General features: G+C 45.2%; 15 protein-coding genes, 2 tRNA genes and 1 pseudogene. 6 read left to right on the forward strand and 12 right to left on the reverse strand.

The features are described from left to right. Positions 1-157: 157 nt before the first annotated feature. On the forward strand, positions 158-1,504 hold the full coding sequence (locus KGF65_RS12700; RefSeq protein WP_003639233.1) for a Mur ligase family protein: 1,347 nt from the start codon (positions 158-160) through the stop codon (positions 1,502-1,504). Beyond that, a complete protein-coding gene (locus tag KGF65_RS12705) occupies positions 1,504-2,226 on the forward strand; it encodes a type 1 glutamine amidotransferase (protein ID WP_050339404.1) in 723 nt (240 codons plus the stop codon). Before KGF65_RS12700 ends, KGF65_RS12705 begins: the two co-directional genes overlap by 1 nt. 545 nt (positions 2,227-2,771) lie before the next feature. Here KGF65_RS12705 and manA read toward each other — a convergent pair. The 4 genes from manA to KGF65_RS12725 all read right to left on the reverse strand — a co-directional run bounded on the left by manA (position 2,772) and on the right by KGF65_RS12725 (position 7,346). Next, the gene (manA, locus tag KGF65_RS12710; protein WP_216748586.1) at positions 2,772-3,737 is read right to left on the reverse strand and encodes a mannose-6-phosphate isomerase, class I; all 966 of its coding nucleotides are present in this window, start codon (positions 3,735-3,737) and stop codon (positions 2,772-2,774) included. 67 nt (positions 3,738-3,804) lie between these two features. Further along, a complete protein-coding gene (locus KGF65_RS12715; protein ID WP_050339753.1) occupies positions 3,805-4,833 on the reverse strand; it encodes a serine hydrolase in 1,029 nt (342 codons plus the stop codon). 1,014 nt (positions 4,834-5,847) lie between these two features. After that, entirely contained in the window at positions 5,848-6,027 is a 180-nt protein-coding gene (locus tag KGF65_RS12720; RefSeq protein WP_021338350.1) for a hypothetical protein, read from the reverse strand. Positions 6,028-6,317: 290 nt separating this feature from the next. Then, the gene (locus KGF65_RS12725; RefSeq protein ID WP_216748585.1) at positions 6,318-7,346 is read right to left on the reverse strand and encodes a branched-chain amino acid aminotransferase; all 1,029 of its coding nucleotides are present in this window, start codon (positions 7,344-7,346) and stop codon (positions 6,318-6,320) included. Between the two features lie 130 nt (positions 7,347-7,476). On the opposite strand from KGF65_RS12725, the gene KGF65_RS12730 reads away from it, so the two are divergent. Further along, positions 7,477-7,839 carry a hypothetical protein gene (locus KGF65_RS12730; protein WP_152706087.1) on the forward strand — a complete coding sequence of 121 codons (363 nt, stop codon included), beginning with the start codon at positions 7,477-7,479 and terminating at the stop codon, positions 7,837-7,839. A gap of 108 nt (positions 7,840-7,947) precedes the next feature. Here KGF65_RS12730 and KGF65_RS12735 read toward each other — a convergent pair whose 3' ends face one another. From KGF65_RS12735 to KGF65_RS12750, 4 genes are all read right to left on the reverse strand, one after another. Continuing rightward, entirely contained in the window at positions 7,948-8,919 is a 972-nt protein-coding gene (locus KGF65_RS12735; RefSeq protein ID WP_105962022.1) for a hypothetical protein, read from the reverse strand. Between the two features lie 14 nt (positions 8,920-8,933). Continuing rightward, complete coding sequence (locus tag KGF65_RS12740) at positions 8,934-10,820, reverse strand: ABC transporter ATP-binding protein (protein ID WP_050339409.1); 1,887 nt, start codon at positions 10,818-10,820, stop codon at positions 8,934-8,936. Beyond that, a complete protein-coding gene (locus KGF65_RS12745) occupies positions 10,820-12,550 on the reverse strand; it encodes an ABC transporter ATP-binding protein (RefSeq protein ID WP_050339410.1) in 1,731 nt (576 codons plus the stop codon). The genes KGF65_RS12740 and KGF65_RS12745 overlap by 1 nt, the downstream gene beginning before the upstream one ends. Before the next feature lie 220 nt (positions 12,551-12,770). After that, complete coding sequence (locus KGF65_RS12750; RefSeq protein WP_225083567.1) at positions 12,771-13,169, reverse strand: YxeA family protein; 399 nt, start codon at positions 13,167-13,169, stop codon at positions 12,771-12,773. Between the two features lie 233 nt (positions 13,170-13,402). On the opposite strand from KGF65_RS12750, the gene KGF65_RS12755 reads away from it, so the two are divergent. Beyond that, positions 13,403-14,263, forward strand: coding sequence for a polysaccharide deacetylase family protein (locus tag KGF65_RS12755; protein WP_050339411.1), 861 nt, complete (start codon positions 13,403-13,405; stop codon positions 14,261-14,263). Positions 14,264-14,460: 197 nt separating this feature from the next. Here the strand turns inward: KGF65_RS12755 and KGF65_RS12760 are convergent. Further along, a tRNA-Gln gene (locus tag KGF65_RS12760) sits at positions 14,461-14,533 on the reverse strand. Positions 14,534-14,667: 134 nt separating this feature from the next. Between KGF65_RS12760 and KGF65_RS12765 the strand changes: the two genes are divergently transcribed. Both KGF65_RS12765 and KGF65_RS12770 read left to right on the forward strand, forming a co-directional pair. Further along, positions 14,668-14,874: a hypothetical protein gene (locus tag KGF65_RS12765; protein WP_003639245.1), complete on the forward strand. Its 207-nt coding sequence runs from the start codon at positions 14,668-14,670 to the stop codon at positions 14,872-14,874. 48 nt (positions 14,875-14,922) lie between these two features. Then, positions 14,923-14,995, forward strand: a tRNA-Glu gene (locus KGF65_RS12770). 457 nt (positions 14,996-15,452) lie between these two features. Here the strand turns inward: KGF65_RS12770 and KGF65_RS12775 are convergent. The 3 genes and pseudogenes from KGF65_RS12775 to KGF65_RS17100 all read right to left on the reverse strand — a co-directional run. Further along, positions 15,453-16,592, reverse strand: a complete 1,140-nt coding sequence (locus tag KGF65_RS12775) for an ImmA/IrrE family metallo-endopeptidase (RefSeq protein ID WP_101873204.1) — start codon at positions 16,590-16,592, stop codon at positions 15,453-15,455. A 5-nt stretch (positions 16,593-16,597) separates the two neighbouring features. After that, entirely contained in the window at positions 16,598-17,278 is a 681-nt protein-coding gene (locus tag KGF65_RS12780) for a hypothetical protein (protein WP_101873203.1), read from the reverse strand. Positions 17,279-17,384: 106 nt separating this feature from the next. Continuing rightward, positions 17,385-17,531 (reverse strand): annotated as a pseudogene (locus tag KGF65_RS17100) (LysM domain-containing protein); the annotation flags it as partial. Positions 17,532-18,296: the final 765 nt, after the last annotated feature.

Genomic DNA, 18,296 nt, shown 5'->3' on the forward strand with positions numbered 1-18,296 from the left:
TGCGTACAAATGGCAGGAGTATCACTTTTCTTTTAGGGGCGTTCAGTATAAAATACTTGAGAGTAGGACATTTCGTCCGGTAATTATGATTTTCATACCCAGTCAGTGCTTTGTTCGCATTGACGGGTAAATCAAGAATTAGGGGTACCGATAACTTATGTCAATTAATAGTACATTAGCCACTTGGACGGGAAAATCAGCCTACTGGTTTTTACACACCTTTCGTGGTGGTGGGAGTTCACTTCCCGGCAAGTTGGCGTTGAAGCTTGATCCATCGATCTTGAAGCATCTCGCCAAAAACTACGACGTCATCGTCATCACTGGGACCAATGGTAAAACGTTAACGACTGCATTGACGGTCAAAGTTTTACGTGAACAGTACCCTGATATTTTAACCAACCCAAGCGGATCAAATATGAAGCAAGGCATCGTCACGACCTTTTTAACGGCCCCGAAAGCGCACCAAAAGCCCCTCGCCGTGCTCGAAGTCGACGAAGCCAACGTGATTATGGTCACCAAGTACATCACGCCAAAAGCGTTCGTATTCACCAACATTTTCCGTGACCAAATGGACCGTTATGGTGAAATCTACACGACTTATCAAAAGATTCTGGACGGCGTGGCGCTGGCACCCGAAGCGACGATCATCGCCAATGGTGACTTACCGTTATTTAACGCCAAACCACTGCCGAACCCCATCCTGTACTACGGTTTCGATTACCAAGCTGACCATGACCAACAAGCCCCAGCCAATACGGACGGCCTGCTGTGTCCACGCTGTCAGCACATCTTGCGTTATCACAGCCGCACCTACAGCAATATGGGCAAGTATTTCTGTCCCAACTGCGGCTTTGAACGGCCTCAGTTGACTTACAAACTGAATGCCTTGACTGCCATGACACCAACCAGTTCGGATTTTGAAATCAACGGTCAGGCGATGCACCTGAACATCGGTGGTCAATATAACATCTACAACGCACTCGCTGCCTATGCGGTCGGTCGTTTCATGGACGTCAGCCCGGCTAAAATTGCCCACGCACTCAGCGACAACGATGAACAAGTCTTCGGTCGTCAAGAAACGTTCCACGTTGGTGACAAGGACGTCACACTGATTTTGGTCAAAAATCCAGTTGGCCTGAACCAAGTTTTGCAAACGATCAGTACTGACGACCGGCCCTTCTCGTTTGCGGCCTTACTCAACGCCAACTACGCGGATGGAATCGACACGAGTTGGATCTGGGATGGCGACTTTGAAAAATTGCCATCGCTGAATATTCCAGCCTTTATTAGTGGTGGCGAACGTTACCGCGATATCACGTTCCGACTTAAAGTCGCTGGTGTCCCTGAGGACCAACTCACTATCATTCCAGATTTAACTGAAATGACGGCAGCGATTCAAAAATTACCAACCAAGCAAGTTTACGTCGTGGCAACTTACACGGCGATGCTGCAATTGCGTAAACAGCTTGCCAGTCAAGGCATTATTGATGGAGGGATGGCATAATGACTTATACTTTACACGCCGCACACCTCTACGGCGACTTGATGAACACGTACGGCGACATTGGCAATATTCTTGCCATGCGGTACTACGCCAAGGCGGTTGACGCGGACATCACCGTTGATTTAGTCAGCTTAGATGATCCATTCGACCCGGCCGCTTATGATTTCGCCCTCTTCGGTGGCGGTCAGGACTACGAGCAAACAATCGTTTCGAAGGACCTGCAGACCAAAAAAGACGCATTAACGGCTTACATTGAAGCTGGCGGCCCCCTACTGGCTATTTGTGGTGGCTTCCAGATGCTCGGCCATTACTACATCGGCGCGCATGGTGAGAAAATCGCCGGAATTGGCGCGCTCGACCATTACACGCTGAGCCAGGACAATAACCGTTTCATCGGTAACATCACGATTGAAAACGCCGAGACGCACCAGACTTACTATGGTTTCGAAAACCACAACGGCATGACCTTCCTGGGCGAAGGCGAACGGCCACTCGGCAAGGTGCTCCAAGGCAACGGGAACAACGGCAAGGATCAGTCTGAGGGTGTCATCTACAAGAATACCTTTGGCTCATACTTCCACGGCCCAATCTTAGCCCGCAATGAAGCCCTTGCCAAACGAATCTTGAAGTTGTCGCTACAACGCAAATATCCGGATGCCAACTTCGACGCCTTGGATCAATTGAACGAAGATTTAACCAAAAACGTGGTCGTTAAGCCGTAATTCAGTGTCGCGTATGTCGATTCAGAAGGTGTTTGGCGTATTCAAACGACTCCAGATCATCTGTGGTATCACGTCAAAGTAACCTCGCCTCATTACAAATTATTTTATACTCGCTGTCAGCAGCCAGGACCCATGCTGACAGCGAGTTTTTGTTTGGGGATAATTAATGGCTGCCCTCACCCAGGTGCTGGTGCTGAATCCAATGCAAACCCTTCCTGTCTACTTTCCACTTTCAAGCATGTCACGATTCCCGTTGACAAAGGGGTACTGGACGGATGCCTCCATGACAAATTGGCAGTGCGCCAAGCGACCCGCACGATATTCCGACAACACTTCGACTAGAATCATCCCGGCAAGAACTTTTGATTGCGCACGACTGATGTAAGCGTCAACATTAGTAAACCCCTTAAAGTTATAATAAATATTTATATACTTTTTGATAGCAATAACTAACAAACTGACAGCATCAGTCTAACTGGCAAAAAAAGATTGATAATGGCAAACGCCAATATCAATCTTTTTTATCCCATCAGGGGTTTAACTAATTAAGCTTTGTCGCCAGGTTCTGAGGCAATGATCTGTAAGTCACCTGACAAGGTCCACTGTTTCACATCGTATGGCAACATGAAGTGGACACCTTTATGCAATGGATAATCCTGACCGTCGACCGTAATCTTTCCGTCACCATCTAAGACGGACACCAAGGTGTAAGGTGCTTTACCGCGGTTGAAAGTCGCTTGGCCATTCGTCAACCGCCATTGCCAAACGCTAAAGAATGGTGATTGGACGTAGGTCGTGACAGTCGCATCGCCGACCTGAGTCGTGGTGATATTCAAGTCCGGATCATGGTGGGGCACATTGGTCGTGTCAATCGACTGTGGTAAGTGCAATTCGCGCTTCTTACCCGTCGTCTTATCAACCCGATCCCAGTCATAGAGCCGGTAAGTCGTATCAGAACTCTGTTGGGTCTCTAAGACCATGATGCCCTTGCCGACCGCGTGAATCGTTCCCGATGGCACGTATAAAAAGTCCCCGGCTTTAACGGGAACCCGCCGTAATAGCTTCTCCCATTCGCCATTGTTGATCCATTCAGCGAGCTGTTCGCGCGTCTTAGCATGGTGGCCGTAAATCATCGTTGCGCCTGGTTCTGCAGCGATGACGTACCAGCATTCAGTCTTGCCGAGCTCATGTTCATGTTCGGCCGCGTATGCGTCATCTGGATGAACTTGAACCGACAAATCTTCACTTGCATCCAAAATCTTAGTTAACAGTGGGAACACATCCCCTTTGGCGTTACCAAAGACGTCGCGATGCTGTGCCCAGACTTGATCTAGGGTCATGCCAGCATACGGGCCGTTTTCAACCGTGGCAGGGCCATGCGGATGTGCCGAAATTGCCCAACATTCGCCGGTATGGTCGCTCGGAATATCATAGCCGAAATCATCATGTAATTTCGTGCCACCCCAAATTTTTTCATGAAACACTGGCTTTAAAAAGTACGGTTCACTCATAAGATTTACTCACTCCATTGCTGAATTTGATACTTAAAGTTTAGCATATATGAAAGCGGTTGTGAAACTAGAGCGGCAATTTTGTAACCGTATCCGCCAACCAAGCCGCAATCAAGCGACGACGCGCTGGTAAAAACTGCTGATTATTGGCAACTGGATGGACGCGGTTTGATAAGAAGACCAGCCCCTGTTGCCGTTGACGGTCGAGCATCAACAACGTGCCGGTGTATCCGGTGTGAAAAATGACCGGTTGCTGTCCTGCTGCACGGTGCCAGAGATTCCAGCCAAAGCTCCGCCGCAAATGGTGGTTCGGCGTCCAGTCTTGATACAGACTTGCAATCGTCTCCGGTTCCAAGACTTCTGGAATCGTCATTTGACCAAGCATCAACCGTGAAAACCGGACCAAGTCAGCAACACTCGCAAATAACCCGGCTGAGCCGCAACGTGCTCCTAACACCCGGGCTTTCGGATCATGTACGATTCCTTGCAATAACCCTGTCGCTTCCGTATACGTCGTTGGAATGGCTTGTTGTGGGTCTGGATCAAACGTCGCGTCTGGCAAGTTCAATGGCTGGATAACACGTTCTGTAATGACTTGCTGAACTGGCTGGTGATAGACTTGCTCAATGACTAAGCCCATCAAAATCAACCCTAAGTCCGTGTAAACGACACGATGATTCCGATTACGTTCACTAAGCGGTAACTGTTGAATCGCAGCTAATAGGGCTGTGGCACCCAACGCATTACGATTCGGAATATACCCGCTCAAGCCACTCGTATGCGTCATCAGGTTGCGAATCGTAACGGTCGTGGACGGTAACGTTGGTAAATAGTCATGAACTGGCCGGTCCAGGTCTAACTTCCCAGCTGCCAACAATTGTAAGGCCACCGTGGTCGTTCCCACGACCTTGGTCACCGATGCCAGATCATAAACGGCGTGTGGCCAAATCGGCTTAGTCGTCGGTTGCAGCTGGGCCACACCCACTTGGCGTTCAATGACCTGCTCACCATCAATCAGTGCATAGCTCGCACCCGGAATCACCTTTTGCGCCACCATTGCCGCAATCTGGGCTTCAGTTCTCTCAAAATTCACCATTAAATCACTCATTCTCTCTCAAATTTATCCCTTGGCTAACATCCTACATTGCAGACCGTAGCCGACTTCATACTACTTATTGTACAAAATACAACTAATACGCATTGTGCTAGTTAATTTGTCATGATTCATGGTTAAATCATGGCAAGTTGGCGTCCTGTTCGTCAGCCGATGAGCGCCTTAGTCCGACTTCCGAGGCTGGCTGACAACGCTGGAACAGGGCGGACATCGATTTGAACTCACGCAGAAACCCACTGCGCAATTTCAAATTCGAGTCTTCTTCTAGCCCGGGGACCCCACCCGGACAAGAAGAATTTCGCCCTTGAGCATTGCCCGCCAGCCCCTACAGTCGGGAACCCGCTCGAATGGCAGATGAACGGCCACCTATCTGGGTACAATTGACCACTGAATATTAAGTGACTGGTCCTTCAAGCAAACTTTTAATCGATATTCGATGATGCTTTATGGCACTTTAATACTGAGAAGACTATCGAATATGATTTACAAAATCCACGGCCGATAGTCCTGAATTTAGTCGATAGAATTGCCTTCGTTTGTAGTTTCTGGCTTTGCCATCTCAAACGGCTAAAGAAAATTCTGACAATTTCAGTGAAACTGCTGGTTAGAAGTTCAAAACATGGGTAAAAAGGTTCAGCTATTGTTTAAAACCAGCCTTACAGTTGAATGTCAAAATGACCGTATGCTAAGAACCGACAACTAATCTAACAAAAAGTTGGGTCCGCACACGTCTGCCTTTCGAATACCATCCCGGCTGGAAGGTATTTCTGACAATGCTAAGCGATGAAATTCCACTTAGCAAGCGTCCTTGGCTTGGTTAGTGGAAGACCAGTATTTAAGACGCGGTCTTCGGCTTAAATCTGTGTCCATCGCGTTCCAGCGTTGTCAGAAATTCCTGGAAGCCGGCCTAGGACGCAGCTGACCAAACAAGTTTACACGAACTCGCACTGTTACCAGCGGTCCTCAGCTGGCGGCACTTGACCTCCGCAATCAGCCTCATGCTCGCCTAAACAGCCGTGGTAGAACCACTAACCAGTAACAGCCAAGCGCGATGCCGCCAATCACGAGTGACCAAGGTTTGGACAGCAGCTGATGTTGATAGCCGAGTGTACACGCAACTAGCACCACCGTACTTGCCCATTCAATAACTTGCCAATGCCGATTCAATACTTTCATCCGCCCATTCGTCTCCTTTTATTGTAACGCGTTCCCCGTCCTGCTCGCAGGATCCTCAATAATCTTAACCTAACCATAATCGCTTGACCACCCTCTTTTGGCCAATTAGAAACCCCTGGTCTTTGTTACGGCTACGAATGATTTTTGCTGACTAATTGACATCAAAAATATCTGCCGCCAGTATCAAATTTTTCACCTACTTACTAACAACAGATCTTATGGCGCCAAAAAACGACCTCAATCGCGTTCGGATTACGAACCGACCAAAGTCGTCATTTAATGCTTCAAAATTAGTCTAAATCAACCTTTTGAATCCAGCCTTCAGGTGCTTCACGGTCACCGAATTGGATCCCAGTTAATTCATCGTATAACTTCTTCGTAACTGGTCCAACTTCCGTCTCGCTATAGAAGACGTGTAACTTGCCTTGATGTTCCAAGCCACCAATTGGTGAAATAACGGCGGCAGTCCCACACGCGCCGGCTTCAGCAAAGCGGTCTAAGTCATCGATGTAAACATCGCCTTGTTCCGTCTTCATGCCGAATTTGTGTTCAGCTAAGTAAAGTAATGAGTACTTCGTCACTGAAGGCAAAATCGAAGGTGATTTTGGTGTTACGAAGGTGCCGTCCTTGGTGATTCCAAAGAAGTTCGCTGAACCAACTTCTTCAATCTTACGATGTTCAACGGGGTCTAAGTAGACACAGTCTGAGAACCCATCGGCATGCGCCTTTTGACCTGGGAATAAGCTGGCGGCGTAGTTCCCGCCGACTTTATAAGCACCGGTCCCTTTGTGGGCGGCACGGTCATATTCAGAAGTAGTGAAGTTCGTTGGCGTCATGCCACCTTTGAAGTAGCTCCCAACGGGCATCGCAAAGACGGTGAAGATATATTCGTCAGCTGGGTGCACACCGATGTTACCGCCGACCCCAATCATGAGTGGCCGTAAGTATAACGTTGCGCCAGTACCATATGGTGGCACGTAGTCTTGGTTCGCCTTGACGACTTGCTTAATGGCGTCCACAAACATGTCAGTTGGCACTTGTGGCATTAATAACCGTTCACAACTCGTTTGCATTCGAGCAGCATTACGGTCTGGCCGGAATAATTGGACACTGCCATCCTTAGTCCGATAAGCTTTTAAGCCTTCGAAATCTTGTTGGCCGTAGTGTAACGCGGTTGAACCTTCACTGATATGTAAGGTTGCGTCTCCGGTTAATTCTTTCTTATACCAGTCACCATCTTTCCAATACGCGCGGTAACGGTACGGAAGGTTACGGTATTCGAATCCTAAGTTGTTCCAGTCCAATTGTACGTCTGCCATATATTTCGACTTCTTTCATATGTAATTTCCAAATTGATTAATTTGAATTTAATTAAAAGATTAATGGTTAATTAGAACTTTGTCAAGGGGCAATGAAACATTTTCAACGTTTGACTCAATTTTTGGTATAATGGGGGTAAATATCGCAAAGGACTGGTTCGTCGTGGCTAGTAATTCAGATTCAATTTATAACGTCATGTTCTATATCGCCCATCATCCGGCTGAAATCGCCTTTACGCAGCCAGAATACACGAATGTCGTGCGGATGGGCATCCCCGACAGCGTCAAGGTCGCTAACCCTGAAATTTATTTTCCTGACAACAAGTTATTAGTCAATCGATTTCAAGATGACTTCGTTGCTAAAAATGGGAACCTGCTAGACTTCTTCTTCGATTATACTGAGAAAAAGGTGCCGAATTACCACGAAGTCTGGGTTTCATCCGCGCATCTCCCAGCTAAGAAAATGTATTTCCTGGAACTTTCTTTTGAATAGTGTGTGGCATTGCTATTAATTAGCGAAAAACCTGTATCACCGTATGCCAAAAGCACCGTTTAGTTCACCCCAATCTTGGGCTGACTAAACGGTGCTTTTAAGTCTGACCTACTTCGTCATAAAAATGTATAAATCCGAAGCAGAGACACCAATCGTGAACCGCACACCCTTAGAGGTGATTGGATCGATGGTGGTCGTCGTACTACTGTTATCCTTAGTTTCCTTTTGGAACTGCTTCATCACCGTCTTGGCATTGGCACCAGTGGTCGTCGCCATTAATGCAAACGCGGTTCCGAAGTTCTTTTGACGGGTCTTATTCTTAAAGGCCTTCGTTGGCACAATCATCGCTGCGCCCATCACGTCACCTTTTTGAACGTTCATCCGAATCTTATAGTCCTTAGTCGTCAAAACATTGCTCAGCCCATCGCTAGGCGTCTTAGTCGGCAACAACTGCGACTTGACCTTTTGCTTAGCAGTCTTCATTGCCGCCGCAACGGCTTGTTGACTCGTCTGGAGACTAGCCGCTTGCGTCTTAAGCTTGGCCGCGGCAGTTTGTTGCGCTTGTAGCGTTTGAGCTGCCGTGGTTGCGCCAGTCCCGCCAGCCTTGAGTTGGGCTTCGGCTTTTTTGACCTTCGTCTGAATCGTGGCCTGTTGCTTCTTGAGTGCGGCACCTTCTGCCTGCAATTTCTGGGCCTTCTTCTGGTCCGCTTTGCTTAATTTCGAGGCAATCAGTGCTTGATTATAAGTCGTCGCCATCTTTTGATAACTGGCGAGCTTCTTAGCCCCAGCCACGTGGACGGTCTTTGAATCAGAACCGGCTTTGATCTTGACCGCTTGGCGGGTCGTCTTGGTCGGAACTTGAATAACGAACGTATGATTATGCACATTCGCCGTCTTTTGTTGGCCACCGTCGAGCTGATAACGAACCGTTTTGGTATTGGCTTTACCCTTAACGGCCGCAACCAGCCCATTCTGTTTGTAAGTGGTTTTCGTTGTCGATAACGTCGTTTTACCACAGCCTGCTAACAAGACCGTTAGCACACCGGCAGTCACGGCAACTAATGCTGTTTTCCGGAACAATTGACACCCCTCCTTTAGCTGAGACTAATATTACCGGTAAATTGGCTATTATATAGATCGGCGTAGAAGCCATTCTTCGCCATCAACTGTTCATGATTCCCAGTTTCGACTACGGAACCATGGTTCATGACGATGATGTTGTCGGCATCTTGAATCGTTGACAAACGGTGCGCGACCACGAAGCTTGTCCGATTCTTTAAGAGCCGTTCCATCGCGTGCTGGATATGAACTTCAGTCCGTGTATCGACTGAACTCGTGGCTTCATCCAAAATCAGAATTTCGGGATCCGCAACGAACGCGCGCGCAATCGTTAATAACTGCCGTTGTCCTTGCGAAATATTTGACGCTTCTTCGTTCAGAACAGTTTGATAGCCATCTGGTAATTTCCGGACAAAACTGTCAACGTGAGCGGCTTTAGCAGCGGCGTAGATTTCATCATCCGTCGCGTCTTCACGCCCATACTTTAAGTTGTCAAAAATCGTTCCAGTGAACAGCCAAGTATCTTGGAGCACCATCGCGAAATGGGACCGCAAGTCTTCACGGTCTAAGTCACGCGTATCCGTCCCATTCAACTTGATCGAACCGCCCTTAATATCGTAGAACCGTTCCAATAAGTTGATGATGGTCGTCTTACCAGCCCCAGTTGGTCCAACAATGGCGACTTGCTGACCACGTTTCACATCCAGATTGTAATCGGTCATTAACAGGTCGTTGTCCGTATAGCCGAATTGGACGTGTTGCAAACTGATTAAGTTATCCGTATCCGTTTCAGCAGGCAAGTTCGACTTGGTCTGCTTCATTTCTTCTTCGTCTAAGACTTCGAAGACCCGTTCGGCAGAAGCGACAGTCGATTGAATCGTGTTCAATAAGTTGGCCATTTGTGAAATCGGTTGTGAGAACTGTTGCGTGTATTGAAGGAAGGCTTGGATGTTCCCTAATGAGACCTTCCCATTGGCAACGTCGATCCCACCAATAATGGCGACAAACACGTAACCGATGTTGTTCAAAAACATCATCAACGGCATGATGATTCCAGAGATAAATTGGGCTTTCCATGCAGACTGATAGTAATTTTCGTTTTGGACTTCGAAGTCATCGATGGCATCTTGTTCCTTGTTGAAACTCTTGATGACCACGTGACCCGCATAGTTTTCTTCAACTTGGTTGTTCAGTAACCCCAAGCTCTTTTGTTGCGTGCCGAAGAATTTTTGTGACTTCGGTGCAATCACACCGACGACCACGACACTCAGTGGAATCGTCACGAGCGCGATCAAGGTTAACTTCCAACTAATAGAAATCATCATCCACAGCGTCCCGATAAAGGTCACCGTACTGGTTACCGCCTGCGTCAGGTTTTGTTGTAGCGTATTGGCGATGTTATCCATATCGTTGACGGCCCGACTCATGATATCCCCGTTAGAATGGGTATCGTAGTATGAGATCGGCACTTTTTGCATCTTGCCCTTAAACGACCGCCGTAATTTATAAACGGTCCGTTGCGAGATCCGGGTCATGATATATTGTTGGATAAAGTTGAACAGTGCTGAGGCCAAATACATGATAATCACGATTAGAATAATCTGACCGATTTTTTCAAAGTTGATTGGATAGCCTGATTGACTGATTCCGGCCTTCTGTTGCGCAGCACCCTTCATGATTCCTTTGTAGATTTCGGTGGTTGCTTTCCCTAAAATCTTAGGCGTCCGAATCTGGAAGATAACAGATGCAATGGCAAAAATCATCACAACGGCCAAACCGACCCAACGATCTGACATGTAGCGCATCAACCGAATCGCCGTTTTCCAAAAACTCTTAGGCTTTTCAACTAAGCCAGCGTGACCACCAGGGCCATGTCCGCCAGCTGGACGTGCCGGTTTTGTACTGGTATTCTTCTCACTCATTACAGCTGATCCTCCTCTCGTAATTGTGATTTCATAATTTCTTGATAAACTTCATTATTAGCCTTCAATTCAGCATGCGTCCCCTTACCGACTAATTTGCCGTTATCAAGAACTAGAATCAAGTCAGCATCCGCCACCGTTGCGATCCGTTGCGCAACAATGACCACGACACTCTGTTGAATCTGCTTATCTTGCCGTAACTCAGCCCGCAGTTGGGCATCCGTCTTGAAGTCCAAGGCAGAAAACGAATCATCAAAGACGTAAGCTGAGGCTTGTTTGACCAGCGCACGGGCAATCGCTAACCGTTGCCGTTGTCCACCGGAGAAGTTACCCCCGCCCTGTTCAACGTGGGCATCTAAGCCGCCTTCTTCTTTGACGAAATCGGTCGAACGGGCAATTTCAAGTGCATGCCAGATTTCATCATCAGTGGCATGTTCGTTCCCAAACTGCATGTTTTCTCGAATCGTCCCAGTGAACAATGTCGCCGTTTGTGGCACGAATGAGACCGCTTGGTGTAAATCAGCTAGTTTCAATTGACGGACATCCGTCCCATCCAGCTTGATCGACCCACTTTCAATATCATAGAACCGTGGAATCAGGTTGACTAAGGTCGTTTTCCCAGACCCAGTTCCCCCAATAATCGCCACAGTTTGACCAGAATGGGCCTTGAAGTCGATATCAGCTAGTGCCAACTGTTCTGCACTTTGATACCGATAGTCGACATGGTCGAATTCCAGCGTATGTTCCGTCGTTGCAGGCAAGGTCGTCGCCTTGTCAGGATCAGTAATTTTCGGTTCAATATTTAAGACTTCTTGAATCCGGGAAGCTGAGGCGGCCGCCCGTGGAATGAAGGCGAACACCATCGCCAGCATCATGAAGCTCATCAGTACTTGCATCGCGTAAGTCATGAAGGCAATCATGTTCCCGACTTGCATGGTTTGGCTGCTGATCAATTGACCACCAAACCAGACGATTGCGACGTTGGTTCCACTCATGATCAAAGTCATGACGGGATAAGCCAAGGCAACGATCGTATTAACTTTAATGGCATTCTGCGTGTAATCTTGGTTGGCATCTTCGAAGCGATTCTGTTCGAATTTATCTTGACGGAAAGCCCGAATAACCCGAACCCCGGTCAAGCCTTCACGAAAGACCAAGTTGATACGGTCGGTCTTGGTTTGCATCGCCCGGAAGAGCGGAATGGCAAAGGCCATGATTAAACCAATAAAGATCAACAGGACTGGAATCGACACGACGAAGATCCAAGTCAATTCATGACTCTTGGTGTAGGCCAAAAAGCTCGCCCCGACCAGCATGATTGGCGCCATGATCATCATTCGCAACGCCATCATGGCAACGTTTTGAATTTGAACCACGTCATTGGTCGTCCGCGTAATCAGCGAAGACGTCTCAACTTTATCAAATTCATCATTAGAAAAGTTGATGACCTTCTTATATATATCTGACCGCAAGTTCTTCCCTAACTGTTGGGAAGACCGCGCCGCCAAGAAGACGTTTCCAAAGGCCGCCACGACAGACAATAACGAAAATCCAATCATTTCAAATCCGATTTTCCAAATATAATCAATGTCACCAGTGGCAACCCCGTTGTTCACAATATTAGATGTCAAACTAGGTAGATTTAAGGTCGCAATGACTTGCACGATCATAAATAAAATCGCGCCAATCACCGCGGGATAAGAAATCCGACCCTTTGCTATTTTAAGCATTTACACGCTCCCCTTCATTCATTATTAAATTAATAATGCAGTATATTAATCTAACGAAAAACGGTCATCTTGTCAACCATCTTTACAAGTCTCACGCAAACTATTGTAACGCACTGACCACTAATTGGCACTTAAAAGGTATTAAGAATTCTTTAAGGCCGGTTGTGACGACTCAAAAAAAGCGCCCGCTAGCAACATTGCTAGTCAGACGCTGGTCTAATCATGATTTTAAGGCTTGTCGTGCGCGTTGTGGGACTGCACTCACCGTGACCGCTTCCCAGGAATTCACATTTTGGCCCTTGGTGTCGATTTTCAAATAGTGGCGTTGTTTCAGGCGGTGATCCGCGGTAAACGTTAACCAACGCCGCTTACCCTGACCGTCACTAGTCCGCAGACGATAGGTGTAGACATCCTCCCCCATCTGACCCAAGTGATGGTCGATTGGCTGATTCGTCAGCGCGTAAACGGTCGTTTCAGCGACCATTGGATTGACATTATCCAATGCCATCGCAAACTCATCACCCCGATCCTTCGTCAAGGCTGGACTCAAGATACCGAGTCCAACTCCGAATAACCCCACCAGTGCAATTAAACCCAGTAACCCCTTTTTCTTCATCATGCGACTCCCCCTCGTATTAATTAAGTTAAGTTCTAAGCTTAACGGAAGTCTGGCACGAACGCCACGGCAATTAGGCTTTCTTAATTGCCTTAACAAATTACTAACATGACTAACACTTCCTTAATTATTAAGGAAGTTATTTTAACAATAGTACAATTATTATCGCGCGACGGTCGGATATCGATTAGAATGAGAAGTAAGATAACTGGTCATTACATTATGGGGGGAACAACATGACTATTCGGGGAATCAAAGCTTTACTCAGTCTGGCACTCGGACTGGGTCTTTTATCAGGCTGCCAAGCCGCTACGACCGCGACCAAGACAACTAGCAGCCAATCCAGTCAGACATCCAGAGTCACCACTAAACGCACGCAGAAGGCCACTCAGCGCCATTCTACAAGCCAGCCGTATCGGCATTGGCATTCTGTCAAAGTCGTCCACTTACCGATTTTAATGTATCACAGCATTTCTAGCGGCAACCAGTTACGCGTCCCAGCAAGCGAATTTCGCACCCAGATGACTTATCTGAAGCGTCACGGGTACCGCACGCTGACCGCCGACGAAGCCGTTTACGCACTCAAAACTCATCGGGTCCCGCAACAAAAAATCGTGTGGGTCACGCTCGATGATAGTTATAAGGACAATCTAACGGCAGCTTGGCCGATTTTGAAGCAGACGCACCAACACGCGACCATCAACTTCATTACCGGCTTCACTAACAAAAAGAATCACCTGACGCTTGCAGATGCCCAACGCATGAAAGCCTCAGGCGTCGTTGATTTTCAAAGCCACACTGTTCGCCATTTGGATCTCAATAACCTCACCTATCAAGTCCAACTGAGCGAGCTCACTAGCTCCAAAAAGTGGCTCGACCAGCATCTGCAACAAAAGACCGCGGTCATCTGTTACCCAGCTGGTCGGGCGAACCAACAGACGATCAGAGCGGATAAGCAGGCTGGCTACCAGTACGCCCTCTCAACCGCGCCAGGAATCGCCACTAGCACGCAATCACCCTACAACTTAACTCGTCAACGGGTCACACCTGGAATGTCGCTAACGGCCTTTGAGAGCTTGCTGACGGGGGTACAGTAAAGCCAGTTGAGTCTTTTATTCATTTGGTCGATTATTGGCGCTAATTTGGCAATCAAATTCAACTTGCGTGATTGTTGGACTGCTGCAATCCATGCTCACTCGTCACACTAACCGTTCGCTTGATGGAGAACCAGAAAATAGGTGCAAAAAAATCCCAGCTAAGCAAGGCGCTAGCTGGGATTATCCGTTTGATTCAATTGGGTATACTGGGCTCGAACCAGTAAATTACGGATTCAGAGTCCGCTGCCTTACCAATTTGGCGAATACCCAATAACAACTATTTAATAGTAACTTTTCCATCAAATACTGTCAAGACTTTGCTGAAATTTTATGCAGCTTTTTTGGATTTTTTCTTGTACTCAACCACGGTCATCAACTAAACTAGTCAACAAGAAGGTGAGGACTTGTCAAAGACAGAACTTGATCGGCTATTTAACCATTTTCGCCAGCAACTGATCGTCTGGGCGGTGACTGCAATTGGTTTAGCCGTGATGCGTAATTTTTTGTTACCACAATTATTAACGTTTGTCTTCTGGTGCAGTGTGGCATATTGCTTGCTACTTTTCATCGGCCTAGTCATCGTCACTATTTTTCGTTGGCGACGCTCATAATTCATTTGACAAGTGCCTTATCATTCGGTAAGATAATAAATGAATTTGTGCCCGCTGGTCAAATTGGTTAAGACGTCGCCCTCTCAAGGCGGAGTTACGGGTTCGATCCCCGTGCGGGTGATTAACCCACGAACGCTGGGAAACGGCAAGGATACGAAACGTTGATATAACAGCGTTTCGTATCCTTTTTTGTTGGCTCAAAAACCCTCAAACACGAAACTCTTGTACTGGATTTGTAACGGACACCTAAAAAGACGCCAAAAATTACGTTCCGTTACAAATTCCATTACAAATTTTAAAATCAAAGATGATTCAATCACTTATGTACCAGCGATTACAGCCGTAATGCAAAAAAAATTATGCAGTCTTTTTTGACTGACATAATTTTTTTGTTCCTATTTTGAAGAATTAGCTATTTGCATCATCTTTTTTGTGGAAGAAGTCTTCGTTCAGCATCTAAGCGAGCTTTCCTAGCTTCCTCTATCGTTTCAAACTTGTATGTTGTAACCTCGTTAAAATAAAAATATGCACAAAAAAAGACCCGCACCAGCCAATTAAGGCTAGTGCGGGATTCGTTGTCACAACAAACGTAGACCAGATTCTTGTTTATCATCCAATGAAGACATTTTCTCATTGATCAACCAGTAGTTAACTTCAGCAATTGACAAACCCGTGGCTCTTGAAATCTCTTTCAAGCTATAATTGGAATTATCATTTGAAAATTTAATCGCGCTTTGAATATAAGATGGCCTTTCTATTGGAATTTCATCATCAAGTGGCTCATTAATTCTCCATTTATTTCTATAAATAGTCTGTCGTAAGAAAAGCGCTTGAGAATCGCTTATTAAGCCCATCTCATTTCCGCGGTAAACTAACGCCTGAATAGCTACTTTCCAATGCTTTTTCAGCTCAATTATATAACTCATATTCGTTCTAATCATATCTAGTGATATTCCATAATCTGGCATTAGTAATGCTCCGGCAAAATGATTCGCTTCACTCTCAATTGTTTTTAAATTTGAACTACTATTAATAATATTACTGGGATAATGTGCATGTAAAAGTATATGTCCTAATTCATGTGCCAAATTGAATCTTAATCTAACACTCGAAAGTCTTCTAGAATTCAATAAGATATACGGCCGTGACATTATATTTCCTGTAACAGCATCTATCTTTTCACTCTCAAGATCAGAAAATTTAACTCTTATCCCCATTCTCTCAACTATCAATGTCATATTTGCAATGGGACCATCGCCTAAATTGAATTGTGATCTTACATTATCCGCAATTCTATCTATTGTTTCATATGACAAAATCTCAAAATCTTTAGACTTATTTGCATAACTAGGTTCTGCATATGTCGGTAAATTAAGTATTTCAGTTAATAATCCATCAACTATTGCAAATCCTTTCTCCTTTGATTGAGCCTGTGTTACCTTTCTTTTTGGTAAAACTGCTGCCTTTCTAAAAAATACAGGGCCATCAAACTCAGGCACATCTACCCTTGACAAGAAAAAATGATGGTCAACATTAAAATGTTTTGACAGACTCATTATGCCAGAAAAGTCAGGTATAGATCGCCCCTTCTCCCACTTTGAAAGTGTAGTCACGCTATAACCGACATCATCAGACACTTGTTTTAAGCTCTCACCTTTCAAATCACGAAAAAATCTTAGTTTTTTGCTCGAAAATCTGCCTGACTCTATTGCTGACATATTCCTCATCCTTCAGTTTTAAATTCTTGGTATTGTCGAAATTCATCCATACTAAACGATGCAACTTCTTTTGCTGTCGTCTTTATATCTTTTTCTTCATTACTAGAAAGTACCTGCAAATTATTCTGCAAATTTAGTCTAGCTTCCCATAAGCCTGTACTATCCGGTTTACCGAGTATTGTAAATGATGGTTGATCTGACTGATAGCCATGGTTCAATTCCAGATAAACTGAATCTTGACTTCTTGCTTCATCATCAAACAGCACAAATCGATTATCACATTGATCAAATAAATCAGCTCTAAACTTTGCATGTCGACTAGCACGTCTATCAGACGGTGTTTGGTTTATAGTTAATATCACTTGTTTTTCATTGTTAATAAGCTTCAAAAATTTATTTTTGTTTTTTTCAATAGTTCCGATTTCATATGAAAATGGAATGATTTTTTGATCGCATGCACGTCTCAGCGAAAACTCAACAGCCATATTCTTCAACTCAGGATATAGCTTTTGGGCCCGATCCATTTGAAGCCACTCTGGTGCGTTAACACTTACGAAATGTTTTTCAGTTTGGTATCCTGCTGCTATAATTCCAACAACTAAACGTTGCTGAGTTGGTGTAAACAAAGTCTGGACTAGTTTTTGCGCTGATTTATTTGATTCAGAAAAATACGGAATTTTCGTCATTGAAGCCAACCACCTTACGTCTTTTTTCTAATTTTACATCTTTATGTGTTTTTTGTAAACCCATTAAAAATTTTCAACCCAGCAATTGCCAGTGTGGGGGTTTTGTCTATTTTATAATCAATTTTTTGCCCGAATAAATCGTTGAATAGATTGTTTTGCCGTTTTTAGTAGCCAGCGTATATACGTTCGAGCCGTTGCGTTGAGCGATCACCCACCATGAGTCACCTGAAACGACCGTGTAATACGTGTGAGAATAACCAGCTTTAGAATACCACCTGCCAATTGCCAGTAATGTAGTTTCACAGTAGTGAGTATTAAAGTTGCACGATTTTCTCATATATTCCTATGATAATAATGGAACCTAGTAATAATCTGGTTTCCTCTTTCGCTGAGATACTTTCTCTTATGTATTAGCCATCTGCCTTTACAGCAGGCGGATTTTTACGCAAAAAATCCCCCACGTCGAAGCGCAGGGGAATTAATCAAGTTATAACTATCATCTAGAAACTACACTAGAGACAATTAATATTATACTTATTACTTGCTATTCTGTAAAGTCTTGTAGTTATCTAATTAGCTATATTGACAGCTAATAATGCTAAATCTAAACTCTCACTAACAAAATATACAGGCAAGCAACACAAAAAAATCTTCCACTCATCAAGCAGAAGATTATCCTCATCACTTCCGGCACCACTAACCGACAATCTTGGGGGGATTTGAAAGCTGTGATACTAATAACAGGACAAGGAACATAATAACACTTGTCGTTTTATATCACAATACCGAAAGTAATCTATATAAAAATATTAATAAGTCCTTGTTATATTAATCAGGTTTAATGTATAATAACTGTGTTCTTTATTATCTTAGGAGAAACAGAACACCCATTTTATTTATTTAAACATTGGGCCAGTCTTGACTGGCTCTTTTTTATATATTTCGTTAACAAAAAATCCCCCACGCCGAAGCATGGGGGGACTAGAACAGTTCACGATTATTATACTACTTTTTCTCC

It is taken from the genome of Lactiplantibacillus sp. 30.2.29, assembly GCF_018991255.1.
Lineage (GTDB): Bacteria > Bacillota > Bacilli > Lactobacillales > Lactobacillaceae > Lactiplantibacillus > Lactiplantibacillus pentosus.